Origin of the sequence: uncultured Tenacibaculum sp. (assembly GCF_947495995.1) — a bacterium.
Taxonomy (GTDB): domain Bacteria; phylum Bacteroidota; class Bacteroidia; order Flavobacteriales; family Flavobacteriaceae; genus Polaribacter.
In genome coordinates this window covers 77,449-93,917 of sequence record NZ_CANMAX010000005.1, presented here as the reverse complement: position 1 = coordinate 93,917, position 16,469 = coordinate 77,449, and the positions used below count along the sequence as shown (strand labels likewise).

18 protein-coding genes are annotated in these 16,469 nt (G+C 30.6%); 10 read left to right on the top strand and 8 right to left on the bottom strand.

Annotated features, from left to right (window positions below):
- Positions 1 to 47: 47 nt before the first annotated feature.
- From Q1A15_RS14345 to Q1A15_RS14310, 8 genes are all read left to right on the top strand, one after another.
- Complete coding sequence (locus Q1A15_RS14345; protein WP_299625284.1) at positions 48 to 1,460, top strand: NAD(P)/FAD-dependent oxidoreductase; 1,413 nt, start codon at positions 48 to 50, stop codon at positions 1,458 to 1,460.
- A gap of 62 nt (positions 1,461 to 1,522) precedes the next feature.
- A complete protein-coding gene (locus Q1A15_RS14340) occupies positions 1,523 to 1,837 on the top strand; it encodes a GIY-YIG nuclease family protein (RefSeq protein WP_299625281.1) in 315 nt (104 codons plus the stop codon).
- A gap of 35 nt (positions 1,838 to 1,872) precedes the next feature.
- The gene (locus tag Q1A15_RS14335) at positions 1,873 to 2,397 is read left to right on the top strand and encodes a DUF1697 domain-containing protein (protein ID WP_299625278.1); all 525 of its coding nucleotides are present in this window, start codon (positions 1,873 to 1,875) and stop codon (positions 2,395 to 2,397) included.
- 71 nt (positions 2,398 to 2,468) lie between these two features.
- Positions 2,469 to 2,870, top strand: a complete 402-nt coding sequence (locus tag Q1A15_RS14330) for a RidA family protein (RefSeq protein WP_299625275.1) — start codon at positions 2,469 to 2,471, stop codon at positions 2,868 to 2,870.
- Entirely contained in the window at positions 2,871 to 3,524 is a 654-nt protein-coding gene (locus Q1A15_RS14325; RefSeq protein WP_299625272.1) for a phytanoyl-CoA dioxygenase family protein, read from the top strand.
- 35 nt (positions 3,525 to 3,559) lie between these two features.
- The gene (locus Q1A15_RS14320; protein ID WP_299625269.1) at positions 3,560 to 4,201 is read left to right on the top strand and encodes a hypothetical protein; all 642 of its coding nucleotides are present in this window, start codon (positions 3,560 to 3,562) and stop codon (positions 4,199 to 4,201) included.
- Between the two features lies 1 nt (position 4,202).
- A complete protein-coding gene (locus Q1A15_RS14315) occupies positions 4,203 to 5,642 on the top strand; it encodes an aldehyde dehydrogenase (RefSeq protein WP_299625266.1) in 1,440 nt (479 codons plus the stop codon).
- 9 nt (positions 5,643 to 5,651) lie between these two features.
- Entirely contained in the window at positions 5,652 to 6,428 is a 777-nt protein-coding gene (locus Q1A15_RS14310) for an SDR family oxidoreductase (RefSeq protein ID WP_299625263.1), read from the top strand.
- Between the two features lie 53 nt (positions 6,429 to 6,481).
- On the opposite strand, the gene Q1A15_RS14305 is transcribed toward Q1A15_RS14310, so the two are convergent.
- Together Q1A15_RS14305 and Q1A15_RS14300 are read right to left on the bottom strand one after the other, a co-directional pair.
- Positions 6,482 to 7,303 (bottom strand): hypothetical protein, encoded by an 822-nt coding sequence (locus tag Q1A15_RS14305; protein ID WP_299625260.1) that lies wholly within the window; start codon positions 7,301 to 7,303, stop codon positions 6,482 to 6,484.
- 103 nt (positions 7,304 to 7,406) lie between these two features.
- Positions 7,407 to 9,761: a penicillin acylase family protein gene (locus Q1A15_RS14300; RefSeq protein ID WP_299625257.1), complete on the bottom strand. Its 2,355-nt coding sequence runs from the start codon at positions 9,759 to 9,761 to the stop codon at positions 7,407 to 7,409.
- 207 nt (positions 9,762 to 9,968) lie between these two features.
- On the opposite strand from Q1A15_RS14300, the gene Q1A15_RS14295 reads away from it, so the two are divergent.
- Together Q1A15_RS14295 and Q1A15_RS14290 are read left to right on the top strand one after the other, a co-directional pair.
- Positions 9,969 to 10,496, top strand: a complete 528-nt coding sequence (locus tag Q1A15_RS14295) for a 3-hydroxyanthranilate 3,4-dioxygenase (protein ID WP_299625254.1) — start codon at positions 9,969 to 9,971, stop codon at positions 10,494 to 10,496.
- Positions 10,497 to 10,532: 36 nt separating this feature from the next.
- A complete protein-coding gene (locus Q1A15_RS14290; protein WP_299625251.1) occupies positions 10,533 to 11,621 on the top strand; it encodes an amidohydrolase family protein in 1,089 nt (362 codons plus the stop codon).
- Between the two features lie 56 nt (positions 11,622 to 11,677).
- Here the strand turns inward: Q1A15_RS14290 and Q1A15_RS14285 are convergent, their stop codons facing one another.
- The 6 genes from Q1A15_RS14285 to rsfS all read right to left on the bottom strand — a co-directional run bounded on the left by Q1A15_RS14285 (position 11,678) and on the right by rsfS (position 16,400).
- Positions 11,678 to 12,316, bottom strand: coding sequence for a YceI family protein (locus Q1A15_RS14285; protein ID WP_299625248.1), 639 nt, complete (start codon positions 12,314 to 12,316; stop codon positions 11,678 to 11,680).
- Positions 12,317 to 12,392: 76 nt separating this feature from the next.
- Complete coding sequence (locus Q1A15_RS14280; RefSeq protein WP_299625246.1) at positions 12,393 to 12,650, bottom strand: acyl-CoA-binding protein; 258 nt, start codon at positions 12,648 to 12,650, stop codon at positions 12,393 to 12,395.
- A gap of 1 nt (position 12,651) precedes the next feature.
- Positions 12,652 to 13,449 (bottom strand): phosphatidate cytidylyltransferase, encoded by a 798-nt coding sequence (locus tag Q1A15_RS14275; RefSeq protein WP_299625245.1) that lies wholly within the window; start codon positions 13,447 to 13,449, stop codon positions 12,652 to 12,654.
- Positions 13,450 to 13,451: 2 nt separating this feature from the next.
- Positions 13,452 to 14,039 (bottom strand): LUD domain-containing protein, encoded by a 588-nt coding sequence (locus Q1A15_RS14270; RefSeq protein WP_299625243.1) that lies wholly within the window; start codon positions 14,037 to 14,039, stop codon positions 13,452 to 13,454.
- Between the two features lie 21 nt (positions 14,040 to 14,060).
- On the bottom strand, positions 14,061 to 16,007 hold the full coding sequence (gene ftsH / locus Q1A15_RS14265; protein WP_299625240.1) for an ATP-dependent zinc metalloprotease FtsH: 1,947 nt from the start codon (positions 16,005 to 16,007) through the stop codon (positions 14,061 to 14,063).
- Between the two features lie 24 nt (positions 16,008 to 16,031).
- Positions 16,032 to 16,400: a ribosome silencing factor gene (rsfS, locus tag Q1A15_RS14260; protein ID WP_299625237.1), complete on the bottom strand. Its 369-nt coding sequence runs from the start codon at positions 16,398 to 16,400 to the stop codon at positions 16,032 to 16,034.
- Positions 16,401 to 16,469: the final 69 nt, after the last annotated feature.

Below are 16,469 nucleotides of genomic sequence, written 5' to 3'. Positions count from 1 at the left end.
TAGAAATAAAATAGGTCTCGACTGCGCTCGACCTGACAGATTATAAAATGAGCAAACAAGACAAAATATTAATTGTTGGAGCTGGTTTATGCGGAAGTTTATTAGCATTACGTTTAGCGCAACGAGGATATAAAATAGAATTATACGAAAGCAGACCTGATTTACGAAAAGTAGATATTTCTGCAGGACGATCAATAAACTTAGCTTTATCCGACAGAGGATTAAAATCACTACGATTAGCCAGTGTTGAAGAGCAAGCGAAAGCATTATGTATTCCAATGTATGGTCGTTTAATTCATGATATTGAAGGGAATACTTTTGCATCTAACTATTCAGGTAGAACAGGAGAATATATAAACTCAGTTTCGCGTCAAGATTTAAATGCTTTACTACTTGATGAAGCAGAAAAACATGAAAATGTAAACATACATTTCAATGCTAAGTGTACAGGAATAGATATTGAAAATACTGTAGCTCATTTCAAAAGTTATGAAACTGATGAAGAATTTTCTGTAAATCCAGATATTATTTTTGGAGCAGATGGAGCAGGATCAATACTTCGAAAGAGTTATTATTTAGAACGTAAATTTCTATTCAGTTATAGTCAAGATTATCTAACGCATGGATATAAAGAGTTAGAAATTCCAGCAGATAAATTAGGGAATCATCAGATTAGTAAAGATCATTTACATATTTGGCCAAGAGGCGAGTATATGTTAATTGCGTTGCCAAATTTAGATGGAAGTTTTACAGTAACCTTGTTTTTAAGTTATGAAGAAGGAAAGTTTAATTTCGAAAACTTAACTACAGAAGAAGAAGTTACACATTTCTTTGAAACTCAATTTCCAGATGCATTAGCGTTAATTCCGAATATAAAAGATGAATTTTTTAACAATCCAACAGGATCTTTAGGAACAGTAAAATGTTCACCTTGGATGTATAAAAATAAAACATTATTGATCGGTGACGCTGCTCATGCAATTGTGCCGTTTTATGGACAAGGAATGAATGCTTCTTTTGAAGATGTGGCTGTTTTTGATGGTGTTTTAGAACGATTTGAAGGTGATTGGGAGCAAATATTTAAAACGTATCAACAAGAACGTAAAAAAGATACTGATGCAATTGCAGATTTGGCTGTAGACAATTACTACGAAATGAGAGATCATGTTGCGAATCCATTATTCAAACAAAAACGTAAGTTAGAGATGGATTTAGAAGAAAAGTTCCCACTGTCGTATTATTCAAAATATTCTATGGTAACTTTTAATGAAGATATTGGTTACAACGAAGCAATGAAAAAAGGACGAGCACAAGATAAAGCGTTACTAAATTTAATTGCTGATGCTGAGGTTTCAACTTCAGAAAATATGTCTGCACAAGAATTAGAGATTGTATTGAATAAAGTAAATCACGAAACAAAAGAGATTCTTACTGAAGATAAAATTGCTGGATTGAAATAGTAATTTCAGATATATAATTAAAGTAAACTAAATGTCACCTCGAGCGGAGTCGAGAGGTTATTATGAAAAAATATTATGTTTATATATTAAAATGTTCAGACAGCTTATTATACGTAGGTTTAACGAATAATATGCAAAGAAGATTTGAAGAACATGAAAACGGAATTAATAAAAACTGTTTTACCTTTAAAAGAAGATCAATTGAATTAATTTTTAACCAAGTTTTTAATCATGTTGAACAGGCAATATTTTTTGAAAAGAAAATAAAGAAGTGGAGTTCAAGGAAAAAGTTAGCTTTAGCTAATGGAGATTTTGATATGTTAAAAATCTTATCAGAATGTAGAAATGCGACTCATTCAAAATACAATTTGAAATAATAGGTCTCGACTGCGCTCGACCTGACAAAGAATAAATGAAAACATACATTGTTATACTCAGAGGAATAAACGTTTCAGGAAAAAATAAACTTCCCATGCAAGAATTACGAGTTATGCTTGAAGGTTTAGAGTTTTCTGAAGTAAAAACGTATATCCAAAGCGGAAATATTGTTTTAAAATCTTCGAAGGAAGCTTTAGAAGTCGAAAAGGTAATCAAAGAAGGAATAGCAGAAACATTTGGTTACGATGTTCCGGTATTAGCTAGAACAGTTGCCCAATGGGAAAAAGCAATAGCTAATAATCCGTATTCAGCAGTAGAAGAAAAACAGCAATATTTTACGTTCTTATCGGCAGTTCCTGAAATTAAAAGTTTTGCTATTGATGCGAAAGCTGATACTTATGAAGTAATTGATGATGTTGTATATGTAAATGCAGTTGGAGGCTATGGAAAAACAAAATTGACGAACAATTTGTTTGAAAAGAAACTGAATGTAACAGCAACCACAAGAAATTTAAAAACAACCTTAAAGCTATTAACTCTAGCGAAAGAAATTAATTAAATGTCATTCTGAATTAATCAGTGCTGAATCTATTTTCAGTATTTCAGAACCTTATAATGAAGAAATAAAAAATGGAAAAAAAAGTAACACCAAGAGGTGCATATCCACATGTAAAAGTAGTAGGAGATTTTATATTTGTTTCAGGAACAAGTTCTAGAAGACCAGATAATACAATAGCTGGAATTGAACTTATTGATGAAATGAATACCAAAAAATTAGATATTGAAGTTCAAACTAGAGAAGTTTTAAAAAATATTGATAGAAACTTACAAACGGTTGGAGCAAGCTTAAAAGATGTTGTAGATGTCACAACTTTTTTAGTAAATATGAACGATTTTGCAGGTTACAATAAAGCTTATGGAGAGTTTTTCGATAAGCAAACCGGACCAACAAGAACTACAGTTGCTGTTCATCAATTACCACATCCAGATTTAGTAGTAGAAATTAAAGTAACTGCTTACAAAAAACAATAATTGATCGAAATAGATTCACATAAAACAACATTAGAAAAAGAAGGTTTTTCTATTTCTAAACCTATTTTTTCAAATGAGGAACTAAAAGAAATGTGTGATTTAATTGATCAATCTGATCACAATTTTGCTATTCGCCAGTTGGTATTGAAAGTTCCTAAACTGAAAGAGTTAATTTTCAATAATGATAATTTTAAAAACTTATACAAAAGTATTTGTGATGAAAGGTGTTTTTTATCAAAAGCGATCTTTTTTAATAAACCTAAAATGTCGAATTGGTTTGTAAGTTATCATCAAGATTTAAGCATAAGTGTAAAGAATAAAAAAGAAATACATGGATATTCTAATTGGACGAATAAAAACGGACAATTAGGTGTTATTCCGCCAAGAGAAGTTTTAGAAAATACAGTTACATTTCGAATTCATTTAGATGATACAAATGAAACTAACGGAGCCTTGCATGTAATTCCAAAAAGTCATAACAAAGGAATTATTAGAGTTGATGAAACTTTCAATAAAAATAACTTAGAAAAAGAAGTATTATGTAATGTTGATAGAGGAGGAGTGATGGTAATGAAACCATTATTGTTACATGCATCGCAAAGATCAGTATCAGCATTTAATCGAAGAGTCATTCATTTAGAATTTTGTAATTAAGAAATTCCAATGCAATGGTTAGAAAAACAAATAATATGAAAAAAATAATAGTTTTAGCAACACTTATGTTGTGGATTGTATCATTTGCTGATTCTGGAAAAGCGTATCGAATTTTAGCAGAGTTTGATCTTGGAGAAGTAAAGGTGACGGGTTATGTATATTACTACACATATTATGAAGATCACCCTAAAAAAGACAATTTATTATCTTTTTTGAAAAGAAAAAATAGTTTTAAAAAACTTAAGGTTTATGCGAAGATAAAGAGTTTAGACTACTTTGATTTTTCACTTTTAAATAGTGATTTAGAAGTCATAGTAGAAAATATTAAAGCTATTAAAGTAACAGAAATTCATGAGTTTATACCTGACCAAAAATTAGTGCTTCTTACAAAAAGGGAATATTCATTAATTAGTGAGAAAAATTATATTAAAGAATCCTCAGATCTAGGTAGCTTAAGTTATTATGAAAATGGAGAAGAAATAATGGTTGCTAAAAATGGAAATATATTTTTTGAAAGCGAAGTAGAAAATTTTCGTAAAGAATTAAGAGAAGAACTTAAAGAAATTGGAAGTTCGGATACATCAGAGGGGGAAGAATACAATAAGTTTATAAATCAAAAGAAAAAGGAATTATTAGAGAAAGAGATTGTTTTATTTACGGTTTATTATGCATTATGAAATGAATATAAAAAACTACATAAACGGAGAATTTATAAATCCAGTTGATGGAAATTATATTGATAATTTTAATCCTTCTGTTGGAGAAGTATACGGACAAATACCAAATTCTTCTAAAGAAGATGTTGAATTAGCTTATAAAGCAGCTAAAGAAGCTTTTCCTATTTGGTCTAAAACTACTTTAGAAGAACGAAGTCGTATATTACTTAAAGTTGCAGGTTTAATAACAGATAAGCTCGATTTTTTAGCAGAAGCAGAAGCTAAAGATAATGGGAAGCCATTAAGTTTAGCAAAAGCTATTGATATTCCAAGAGCATCTTCTAATTTTCGTTTTTTTGCTAACGCTATCACACAGTTTCCTTCTGAAGCTCATGAAAGTGTTGGTTTAAATGCAATGAATTTTACGTTACGTCATCCGATTGGAGTTGTCGGTTGTATTTCTCCATGGAATTTACCTTTGTACTTATTTACTTGGAAAATTGCTCCTGCTATTGCTGCTGGAAATTGCGTGGTTGCCAAACCAAGTGAAGTTACACCAATGACTGCTTATTTGTTAGGTGAAATTTGTAACGAAGCAGGTTTGCCTAAAGGTGTTTTAAATATTGTACATGGTTTAGGTCAAACTACAGGTCAAGCTATTGTTGAACATCAGAATATTAAAGCAATTTCTTTTACAGGTGGAACTACAACAGGAGCTCATATCGCAAGAACAGCGGCACCAATGTTTAAGAAGCTTTCGTTAGAATTAGGTGGAAAAAATCCAAATATTATTTTTGCAGATGCTGATTATGATGAAATGTTAGCAACAACAGTAAAGTCATCTTTTGCCAATCAAGGTCAAATTTGTTTATGTGGGAGTAGAATTTTTGTAGAAGAAAGTATCTATGAAAAGTTTAAAAAGGATTTTATCGATAAAGTTTCAAAACTTAAAATTGGTAATCCGTTTGATGTTGATACAAACCTTGGCGCTTTAGTTTCTAAGCCACATTTAGAAAAAGTGAAATCGTATATAGATATTGCCGAAGAAGAAGGCGGAAAGATTTTATTTGGAGGAGAAACAGTAACTGTAAAAGGCAGTGAGAATGGATATTATTTACAACCAACTGTAATTGAAATTCAGGATAACTCATGTAAATTAAATCAAGAAGAAATATTTGGTCCAGTAGTAACAATTATGTCTTTTAAAACAGAGGAAGAAGTATTAAGTTACGCAAATAATGTAAGTTACGGTTTATCTGCTACATTATGGACGAACAATTTAAATAGAACGATGCGAATGACTCAAGAATTGCAAGCAGGAATTGTTTGGGTAAATACTTGGTTACTTCGTGATTTAAGAACTCCATTTGGAGGTGTAAAAGCCAGTGGAGTTGGGAGAGAAGGAGGTTTTGAAGCATTACGTTTCTTTACCGAACCTAAAAACATATGTATAAAATATTAAACAACTAAAATGGATTTAAGAATTCAAAATAAAAACGCCTTAGTTTGTGGTAGTACTCAAGGAATTGGAAAAGCATCTGCGTTTGCTTTAGCAGAAGAAGGAGTTAGTGTAACTTTAGTTGCACGTAACGAAGAGAAACTAAAAAAAGTTTTAGTAGAACTACCAAACCAAGAGTTGAAGCATAATTATATCGTAGCTGATTTTTCGAATCCACAGGAGTTAAAAGAGAAAATAGAAGCTTCGTCTTTAAATTTTCATATCCTAATCAATAATACTGGCGGACCAGCAGGCGGACCAGTTTTTAATGCTCAAATCGATGAATTTGAACGTGCATTTACAATGCATTTAAAGTGTAATCATGTGTTGGTTCAAGCTGTAGTGCCTTTTATGAAAGAACAAGGTTATGGAAGAGTGATTAATGTGATCTCTACTTCTGTAAAACAACCTTTAGATGGCTTGGGGGTTTCTAATACCATTCGTGGAGCTGTGGCAAATTGGTCGAAAACAATGGCTAATGAATTAGGTCAGTTTGGAATCACAGTAAACAATGTATTACCTGGAGCTACAGGAACAGAACGATTAAATGAAATTATAAACAATAAAGCTAAGAAAACTGGTAAATCTGTAGATGAAGTTATAGAAACCATGAAAAATGCAGCGCCAGCTAAGCGTTTTGCAGAGCCTGAAGAGGTTGCCAATGCAATCGTTTTTTTAGCTAGTGGTCGTGCTAGTTATATCAATGGAATTAATGTTCCTGTAGACGGCGGACGAACAAAATCATTATAAAAAAAGAGCTTCATTTTTGAAGCTCTTTTTGTTTTTATAAAAGTGATTCATAATTATTCTTCATTATGAATTCTATTATTTCTTATCCTAAACGTTTCTAATGTTTCTTTCAATACAGCTTTCGAAGTAGCATAATCTCTAAAGTTAATAATCACAGGTTCTTCTTTGTAATGAAAACATAATTCTGATTTATTGGGAGTACAAAATAGTTGTTCATTTTCGATGTCTTTCCACTCCATTACATTTTTATCTTTGTGTTGAATTCCATATCTGGTAATAGTAAGTTGAGGTTTACGGTTAAATAACACATATGCTTTTAAAATAGTAAAATATATTCCTCCTAAAATGAAAAGAATTATAAAAAAGTTAGTTTTATTCTCGTATAAAGGTAATAAGAGCAAAAGTCCAGTAAAAGCTAAATAGCATATTGTCTTATAGAAACCTTTAATTTTGGAATAGTAAAAGACAACATTACTTCCGATTTTTTTATTCTCAGTAAATACATCCTCTTCTTCAAACTTTACTAAAACTTTTTGCCATTCTCTTTTTTCTTCATCCGATTTAAATTCTAATCTATCGGTTAAAGAAGAATGATATGGATGAATTATTCGTTCCTGTATTGCCCTGTAATATAGTTCGTGAACATTTCTTACATGACTAAAAGCCCACAGTTTCCATTTAAAAGCTAATCTACATAATATTAAAATTGACACTAATAATTGTACTATCAGACTAATTATAAAAAAACTAGTCGATTTAAAAATAGAAGTAGCCATAATAATTAATATGAAGCCTGTAAAGTAAAATGTAAAAAAAAGAGCTTTTTTTCTTTTACCAACTTTAATAGCTTCTTCTACAGATATGTTCTTTTTCATCAAGCAAACTAAAATACGAATATAGTATTAGTAGTAATTTTAATAAAAAAGTAACACTTACATGTTAGATAATTATGGCTGTCAAATCTTATTAGATGTGTTATTATTCTAAAATAAGCTCATATTTAGCATGTTCTTCTATCTTTTCTTTTGAAAACCAATACGGAATCCATTCTTTGGTATTCCATTTTTCAAGCTGAGATTTATAGTAAGGATGAAAGACTCTTGCAGAACTTCCTCCGGCAATAATTCCCATGATTTTTTCATTATCGCTCATGTCAGCAATCATTCGGAAAGAACTAAACCAAGAAGTTTCAAAAAGATGTTCTTTGTTTTTTACAAATCCGCCTCTATTTAAAGTTTGATTTGATCCTGCTTTCGGTAATAATTCACCTCCAACGAATTCGCTACCAAAACCATTTTGTTTAATCGGACTCGCAAATTTCACAGTATGTAATTTACCCCAAGTCCAGTTTTTAGCATCTTTACCGAATCGTTCAGTTAATATTTTTTGAGTTGTAATTCCAGCTTCTACAATTAATTGAGCTAAATTTTCTTTTTCAGGAGTATTTACATTGTCAATAAAACGATGATTGGTAAGTATCATTTCATCTACTCTTTGATTCCAATAGTATAAGTTTTCCCAATACATATCTTCTACTTCGTCAGGTAATTCATCATTTAAAATAAGATAAACCAGTTCATTGTATAACAATGTATAAACAGCAGCTCCAACTTTATCAATCTCTTCAGATAAATCCCAAGATTTTAAAATTTCAGCAAGTGCTTTAGTATTTTCATTTTCTTGTAATGCTTTTACGAATAAAGGATTAAGCTTTTGTGCTTGCATATTTTTTACATCAAACAATAGTTTCCAAGATTCATCAGCACTATATTTTTTATCTGAAGCAAAAAGCTCATGTATTCTTTCATACCTGTAAGCAGGAGAGAAGTGATTTGAATAGTAATATTGATAATCATCTGGACGCGTATCGTGATTTGCAGTTCCTAACCAGCCTTTTTCAGGATTTATAAGATGAGGTAATTCATTCTTAGGTATAAAACCATTCCAGTTATCTAAAGAGTCAATTGGCTGTGGGAAATCTCCACTAGCATTTCTTCTTACAGGAATTAATCCGGTTGCCTGATGCGCTATATTCCCATTTATATCTGCAAAAACATAATTGTAAAACATATTGTCCATGTTTCCTAAAACCTTTCTAAAAGAAGTAATATCTTTTGTTTCAAGTAAACCAATTTGTCCAATGCCTTTACTTTGAGTTTCGGCTAAAGTCCAACGTAAACTAATAGTATCTTTTGTTAGTACATTAAAAACTGGAAAATCTGAGATAATCGGACCTCTTTTTGTTGATCTTACAGTGAATTCAATAGTACTGCTATCTTTTATTTTTATGATTTCCTTTCTGATTTCTAAAGGAATTTTTTTATCGTTTTCTACATAAAAATCCCCATCTATATTTTCAATAAATAAATCTTGACTATCACCATAAGCATTAGTTACACCAAAAGAAACAAACTCATTACGACCAGATAATAATCCAGGAATTCCAGGTGTAGAAATACCTACAGCTTTAAATTCTGGACAAACCAAACCTATAGGATGAAATAGTCCTGGTAAAATTCTAGAATCTACGTGCGGATCGTTAGCTAAAATAGGTTTACCAGATTGTGTTCTTTTTCCTGAAAGAATCCAGTTGTTCGAACCTAATTTTGGATATGGAATTAAAGGATTTGGAAGTTTAGTATATGCAAGTTCTTTTGTTGTACTTCGATGTTTAACAATAGAGTCGAATTGTAGCGGTTTTGTTCTATCAACATTAATAGACAACGGTAATAATTCAGAAGCATTTTTGAAACGAGCAGCTAAATTGTGACTAATAATTTCGTCTTCCATATTCTGTCCCTGAAATAAACCGACAAAATGTACAATAGACATAATATCTTCAGGTAGCATTTCTGTTGGTTTCATTTTTAATAAACTTAATTCCAATGGATATTCATCTTTGGCAACTTTTAAATATTCGTTATAACCTTCACAATACCATTGTAAAATCGCCTTAGTTTCTTCACTTAAATACGCATAACTTCTTTTTGCGTTTCCATAAATATCAAGAACTCTTATTTTAATATCAGATTGTAACATAGACGATCCAACTAATTCGGCAGCTTTTCCTTTGATTAAAGCTCTGTAAAACTCCATTTGAAATAGTCGATCTTGAGCTGTAACAAAAGCTTGTCCTCTAAAAAGATCAGCTTTATTTTCTGCAATTACATAAGCAATACCATTTTCATCACGAATAATTTTGATTGGTTTTTCATTAATGCTTATTTCAAATTTTCCTTCTCGTTTAAAATTGTTACTGTTTTTTATCCAGATAAAACCAGCGATAGATATAAGTAAAAGGATGGATAATGCAATTATTATTTTTTTCTTCATGAAGAGGTTTTTTATACAGAACTAAGTATTTAATACCTAGTTGAAATTGTCCCGTTTATATGTGTTTAAAAGTAGCATTTCTTATTTAGAATACGAATAAAATGTAATTTTTAGTTTGTTTGATAACTTAATTCACAATTTTAATTAACTTTTAAGTGCATTTTCTGAGTAGTTTTTATTTAATTTTATAACTCAATACAAAACAATATGAATTTAGTACAACCCTTAAATTTTAAAAAGTGGATCGATGAACATCGTCACTTATTAAAGCCGCCTGTAGGAAACAAACAGGTTTGGGATAATGGAGAATATATCGTAATGGTCGTTGGCGGACCAAATAATAGAAAAGATTATCACTATAACGAAACACCTGAATTTTTCTATCAAGTGGAAGGAGATATGGTGTTGAAAATTATAGATGGAAAAGGGGAGATGATTGATGTAGAAATTAATGAAGGTGATATTTACTTATTACCAGCAAAAGTGCCTCATTCACCTCAACGTAAAGAAAATACAGTTGGTTTAGTTATTGAATATCCAAGAGCTGAAGGAATGTTAGATGCTTTGGAGTGGTATTGTGAAAATTGTGGAACACCATTATATCGAGAAGAATTTGCATTAGATAATATTGAAACAGATATGCCAATTATTTTTGATAAATATTATTCAGATAAAGATAAATGTACTTGTTCAAATTGTGGTACAGTAATGGAAGCTCCAAATAAAATAAAGTAATAGTACTAAGAAAAACGAAAACTTTAAAACGAATCAATGCAAGCTAAACGAAAACTAAGAATCAACGGACATTCACATTTGCTTCCTTATCCAGAAGAAATTCCACAATTTATGAAAGACAAAGGGATTTTTTGGGTGGATAAAGACAAAAAATTCATGCTGCAAAAAAACTGGAAAAGGCCAGTAACCGATTCAAGTTTCTTTTTAAATGAGAAATTAGCTTGGATGGAACATTTTAAGATTGATCATGCTGTAGTTTTAAATCTTTCTCAGTTATACGGAAATGGTTTACGATTAGAAGAAATGAAACAAGCTTTACGTTTCCAAAACGATTTTAACGCACGTATTCAACAAGATCATCCAAGTAAATTTACTTGTGGTTTTGTTGTACATCCAGGTTTTGTAAGAGGAGCTTGTTGGGAAATTGAACGATGTGTAGAACAGTTAGGAATGAACCTATTGTGTTTACCAACACATTATATGGATACTATTGGAACTTGGCGTTGTATTTTTGATGAAGAAAATGAACCAATTTTTGAATTAGCAGATAAGTATAATTTAGCTGTAGAAATTCACCCCTATGATGGAGAAAAATTCATTAAACTAGAAAATACAAGTTGGCGTTTTCATTTAATTTGGATGTTAGCTCAGTGTGCAGATGCTTATCATTTCTTATCATTGAACGGTTACTACGAAAAGTATCCTAATATGCGAGTATGTTTTGCTCATGGAGGACAATTAGCTCAAATGAATTTAGGAAGAAGAATTCAAGGTTTTGATGGGAGACCCGATTTATTTGAAGGTAAAGCACATCCACGAAAAGCAGTAGGACATAAGAATATTTTCTTTGATACTTTAGTTCACGATACGGGTTCTTTAGATTTATTAATTAAGAATCAAGGTGTAGATCAAGTATTAATTGGTTTAGATGATCCTTATCCGTTAGGAGAAATGGAGAGTGATAAACAATCATCTTATCCAGGAAAGATTTTGGATTTGGCTATCGATAGAGAAATTATTTCAGAAGAACATAGAGATCAAATGTGGCAGTGTAACGTGTTACAATGGTTATTTGGAGATAATGAAGAAAAGAAGAAAGAATTAGTCAATAAAATATTAAGTTAAATAAAAAAGCCTCAGTATTCACTGAGGCTTTTTTAATATGTTTTCTATTTTCTAAATTAGAAAGTTGTAGTTACATTAATTGCAACTTCACTCCATGTTTTAGAAACTCCATCAGCTCCTTTGTGTAAATCTTCACAAACTTTATTTAAAGAAGCGATAGCGCTTTGTGCATTCCACTTATCAATATCCATAGTTGTACTCATAGAGAATACTTTATCTTTAATTGTATATTTGAAAGGAAGTTTTTCAGTAACACTATTCATTGTAAATTCTGCAGTACCTAAACTATCGTTATCAATAGTGATTTTTCCTGTTAAATCTACTGTGTTAGCCATTACAGCGAAGAAAAACTTTCTGATTTTTAAGTTTCTTCCGTTGTCTTTAGTTTCTAAACCACTTACAGGAATTTTAAATTCAGCACCATTCATTGCTTCTTTAACAGAATTTCCTTCACCACCTTTTGTGATTTCGATTTTTTTAAAGATTCCGTTTACTGGTACTTTATCAGTAGTCTTGTATGCAGTAAAGTTAATGCTGTTTGTTGCATTTTTTATAGCAAAAGGAGCAGTCTTTTCAACAGGAGCTTCTGTAGTAGTTTCAACTTCCTTTTTTTCTTCTTTTTTAGCTTCAGATTTGCATGAAGTAAATTGTAAAGATAATGCTACAATACTTACAATAGTTAGAAATTTGTTCATCTTGGATCTTATTTTAGATTGTTGGTTAAATTAATACTAATTACTTTTCTATTCGTTTATTTTCAATAATGATAATCTATTTTAAAATTGAATTAACCAATTTAATGTAATTCTCTTTAGCTTCATTTTCATCCATTCCTTTCAACTGAATCCATGCATTAAATTTAAATGCATTTTTCAAATTATCTTCGTTATTGTATGAAAAATTATCTCCTTTAGTGGCCTGTTTATAATATGCATATAAACGTAACTGAACATCTGGAGCGAATTTTTTTGTAGTATTATTCGCACGTTCAAAGGCGTCAGAAAAAAGCGTATCTAAATCAGAAGTCATTTTATATACAATAATGTATATACAAATATACGAAGGGTGCAAGGAAAAACAAGCTATCCAGACGATCTAAAAGTCCACCATGACCAGGCATAATGGTACCGCTATCTTTAACATTAGCGATACGTTTGAATTTACTTTCGACTAAATCACCATAGGTTCCAAATACCGAAACTATAAATGCTATTACCATCCAGTTTACAACATTTAATATAGTACTGTATTTTGCAATCACAATACCAGTGATTATTGAAAATATAAATCCACCAATAAATCCTTCTATGGTTTTTTTCGGAGAAATTCTTTCAAATAATTTTCTCTTACCGAAATTTTTACCAACTAAATAAGCAAAGCTATCATTAGCCCAGATAATTAGAATTACAAAAACGACCAAGTAAGGCTCGTAACTTCCATGTAAGAATGGTAAAAAAGCTAAAAATATAAAAGGTAGTATAATGTAGTTTAACGTTAAGAAAAACTTATTAATTAAACTTCTAATACTAGTTTTTTTAGTGTATAAATCAATAATTAAATATGATAAATAACCTATAGAAGTAATTAAAAGAACTAAGTTAAGGTCTTTAGAAATTTGATCTGTGTATTTTAAATACATTCCACTTAATAAAATAGGAATGAAAAGTAATATCTCTCTGTTGTTTAGAATTTTTGAAAACTCCCACAAGCAAATGCTCCCGAAAAGAGCTATTAAACCAATATAACTATCTTCAGAGTAAAAAATACTAAAGATGAAAAGTGCTGCATATACAATAGCAGAGATAATTCTTACTAAAAAATTACTCATAATTATAAATCTTCAAATAATAGTAAATATAAATTCTTTGAATTTCTATTAAATTCTAAAATATCATCTTCAGAATTTGAAATAGAGTAATTTTTTATAGAACTAATATTTGTTGGAATATTTCCTTTGAAATTCATTTTAATTCCTGTTAAGCCTTCTCCTATATTTTTTACAAGTTGACTTGTAGTAGCATATACTATAAAATCATCTGATAATTGTGATAATTTCTGACTTCCTAACTGGTTTGATGAAAATAAAATCTCTCCAGAGTTAGCAATCAAATGCTCACAACTTGTGAAAATAGGATTGGTATTGTTTAGTTTTTCATGTATAGTTACAGGAATATCTTTTGTAAGTTTTAGCAGATCGATATCATTACAAGAAATTTCTTCCCATTTATTTTCTGCTATAATATGTTTTAGGTTATAAATAACCTCATCAATTTTTGTACTGTACAAAAATTTACCACCATTATTAATAAAATGGTGTACAAAAGAATCGTCTAACGACAAATTGACTGGTTGTTTTTTAATCAATTTCTCGTTAGACGACTCTGTACTAATATTAAATAACTTTCTTAAAAAATTCATTTAAAAGTTATCGAGTTTATATTATTCTTCAGTCGAGTTGCTTAATTCGTCAGATAATTTCTCGTCTTTTTCAAAAGGTCTTTTGCCGAAAATTTCTACTAAGTCATCTTTAAAGATCACTTCTTTCTCTAAAAGTTTTTGAGCTAAAATATCAAGCTTGTCTTTATGCTGATCTAAAATTTCGATAGCTCTTTGATATTGACCTTCTATGATTTTAGAAATTTCTTTATCAATTGTCTTTGCAGTTTCTTCACTGTATGGTTTAACAAAAGAATCGTTTCCAGAAGAATCATAGTAAGTAACATTTCCAACTTCGTCATTTAAACCATAAACGGTTACCATGGCACGAGCTTGTTTTGTTACTTTTTCTAAATCACTTAAAGCACCAGTTGATATTTTGTCAAAGATTAATTTCTCTGCAGCTCTACCACCCATAGTAGCACACATTTCATCAAGCATTTGTTCAGTTTGAACAATTTTACGCTCCTCTGGTAAGTACCAAGCCGCACCTAAAGACTGACCTCTTGGAACAATAGTTACTTTTACTAATGGAGCAGCATATTGTAACATCCAACTTACCGTTGCATGACCAGCTTCATGATACGCAATAACTTTCTTTTCTTTTGGAGTGATTACTTTGTTTTTCTTTTCTAAACCACCAACAATTCTATCTACAGCATCCATAAAATCTTGGTGATGAATTGCAGTCTTATTATTTCTTGCAGCGATTAAAGCAGCTTCATTACATAAGTTTGCGATATCAGCTCCAGAGAATCCAGGAGTTTGTTGTGCTAAGAAATCTAATTTTACATCTTCAGCTAATTTTAACGGCTTAATATGTACATCAAATATTTCTTTACGCTCATGTAAATCTGGTAAGTCAACGTAGATTTGACGGTCAAAACGACCAGCACGCATTAATGCTTTATCAAGAATTTCTGCACGGTTTGTTGCCGCTAATACGATTACATTAGTATCAGTTCCAAAACCATCCATTTCAGTTAATAACTGGTTTAATGTGTTTTCACGCTCATCATTACTACCTGTCATACTGTTTTTACCACGAGCACGACCAATAGCGTCAATCTCATCAATAAAGATAATCGATGGAGATTTTTGTTTTGCTTGTTTGAATAAGTCACGTACACGAGATGCACCAACTCCAACAAACATTTCAACGAAATCTGAACCAGAAAGTGAGAAGAAAGGTACACCAGCTTCACCTGCAACAGCTTTAGCTAATAAAGTTTTACCTGTTCCTGGAGGTCCTACTAATAAAGCTCCTTTAGGAATCTTTCCACCAAGTTTTGTGTATTTATCAGGGTTCTTTAAGAAATCTACAATTTCTTGTACTTCTTCTTTAGCTCCTTCTAAACCAGCAACATTTTTAAATGTTGTTTTTACTTTAGTATTCTCATCAAAAAGTTTAGCTCTAGATTTTCCAATATTAAAAATCTGACCGCCTCCACCGGCTCCGCTACCACCACCAGACATTCTTCTCATAAAGAATAACCAGATAGCGATTAATAAGATAAAAGGTAAGAAACCTAAGATTGTATCGAAAATACTAGTTCTTTCTTTGTAAGCGTAGTCTAAAGATAGGTTGTTTTTCTTCTTAGCTTCTTCTAACTTATTTTCAAAGTTTTGTAAATCTCCAAAGTTATATTCATAAAGCGGACTTCCTTTTCTGTAAAAAGGATTCTTCACGATTTTAGAATATTTCTCTTTTGCATCTATTACATCTTGTTTGATATAAATTTCAGCTCTAGAGTTGTTTAAGATAAGAACGCTTTCAATATCGTTATCATTTAAAATCTCATTAAATTTTATAGAAGTAAGATCTTTTCCATCTGTAAGTCCACTAGATCTTCCAAATAGAGTCATTCCTACTAAAAATAAAATAAGAAGTATATAAATCCAGTTCGAGCCTAGATTAAAATTTGAGGTGTTTTTTTTCTTTTCGCTCATAAGTGTGGGTGAATAATTATAGGATTATGCTGGGTTAATTTCTGTAATTTTAGCATCTCCCCAAAGACTTTCAATGTCGTAATAATCTCTAACATGTTTCTGGAAAATATGAACAACTACATTCACATAATCCATTAAAACCCATTCAGAATTATCTTGACCTTCAACATTAAAAGGTTTGTCTTTAAGTTCTTTACTAACTACTTTATGTACTGAACCTGAAATAGCATTAACCTGAGTGTTTGAGTTACCTGTGCAAATTACAAAATAATCACATACAGTATTTTCGATATCTCTTAAATCTAATAATTGGATATCTTCTCCCTTAACATCATCGATTCCTTTAATAATTGTTGCAATTAAATCGTCTGTACTTGCTTGAGTTTTTGTCATTAATTATTTTTAGTTTTTAGCAAAGTTATTATTTTTTTGTGACTAATTTATGTATTATTGAAACGAGTT

What these genes read in the sequence shown, in the direction of transcription:
- Q1A15_RS14280 (WP_299625246.1), bottom strand. Translation starts at nt 12,650, where the DNA reads ATGACTTCTGATTTAGATACGCTTTTTTCTGACGCCTTTGAACGTGCG.
- Q1A15_RS14270 (WP_299625243.1), bottom strand. Translation starts at nt 14,039, where the DNA reads ATGAATTTTTTAAGAAAGTTATTTAATATTAGTACAGAGTCGTCTAAC.
- Q1A15_RS14305 (WP_299625260.1), bottom strand. Translation starts at nt 7,303, where the DNA reads ATGAAAAAGAACATATCTGTAGAAGAAGCTATTAAAGTTGGTAAAAGA.
- Q1A15_RS14335 (WP_299625278.1), top strand. Translation starts at nt 1,873, where the DNA reads ATGAAAACATACATTGTTATACTCAGAGGAATAAACGTTTCAGGAAAA.
- Q1A15_RS14340 (WP_299625281.1), top strand. Translation starts at nt 1,523, where the DNA reads ATGAAAAAATATTATGTTTATATATTAAAATGTTCAGACAGCTTATTA.
- ftsH (WP_299625240.1), bottom strand. Translation starts at nt 16,007, where the DNA reads ATGAGCGAAAAGAAAAAAAACACCTCAAATTTTAATCTAGGCTCGAAC.
- Q1A15_RS14275 (WP_299625245.1), bottom strand. Translation starts at nt 13,449, where the DNA reads ATGAGTAATTTTTTAGTAAGAATTATCTCTGCTATTGTATATGCAGCA.
- Q1A15_RS14345 (WP_299625284.1), top strand. Translation starts at nt 48, where the DNA reads ATGAGCAAACAAGACAAAATATTAATTGTTGGAGCTGGTTTATGCGGA.
- Q1A15_RS14300 (WP_299625257.1), bottom strand. Translation starts at nt 9,761, where the DNA reads ATGAAGAAAAAAATAATAATTGCATTATCCATCCTTTTACTTATATCT.
- Q1A15_RS14310 (WP_299625263.1), top strand. Translation starts at nt 5,652, where the DNA reads ATGGATTTAAGAATTCAAAATAAAAACGCCTTAGTTTGTGGTAGTACT.
- Q1A15_RS14290 (WP_299625251.1), top strand. Translation starts at nt 10,533, where the DNA reads ATGCAAGCTAAACGAAAACTAAGAATCAACGGACATTCACATTTGCTT.
- rsfS (WP_299625237.1), bottom strand. Translation starts at nt 16,400, where the DNA reads ATGACAAAAACTCAAGCAAGTACAGACGATTTAATTGCAACAATTATT.
- Q1A15_RS14320 (WP_299625269.1), top strand. Translation starts at nt 3,560, where the DNA reads ATGAAAAAAATAATAGTTTTAGCAACACTTATGTTGTGGATTGTATCA.
- Q1A15_RS14285 (WP_299625248.1), bottom strand. Translation starts at nt 12,316, where the DNA reads ATGAACAAATTTCTAACTATTGTAAGTATTGTAGCATTATCTTTACAA.
- Q1A15_RS14295 (WP_299625254.1), top strand. Translation starts at nt 9,969, where the DNA reads ATGAATTTAGTACAACCCTTAAATTTTAAAAAGTGGATCGATGAACAT.
- Q1A15_RS14315 (WP_299625266.1), top strand. Translation starts at nt 4,203, where the DNA reads ATGAATATAAAAAACTACATAAACGGAGAATTTATAAATCCAGTTGAT.
- Q1A15_RS14330 (WP_299625275.1), top strand. Translation starts at nt 2,469, where the DNA reads ATGGAAAAAAAAGTAACACCAAGAGGTGCATATCCACATGTAAAAGTA.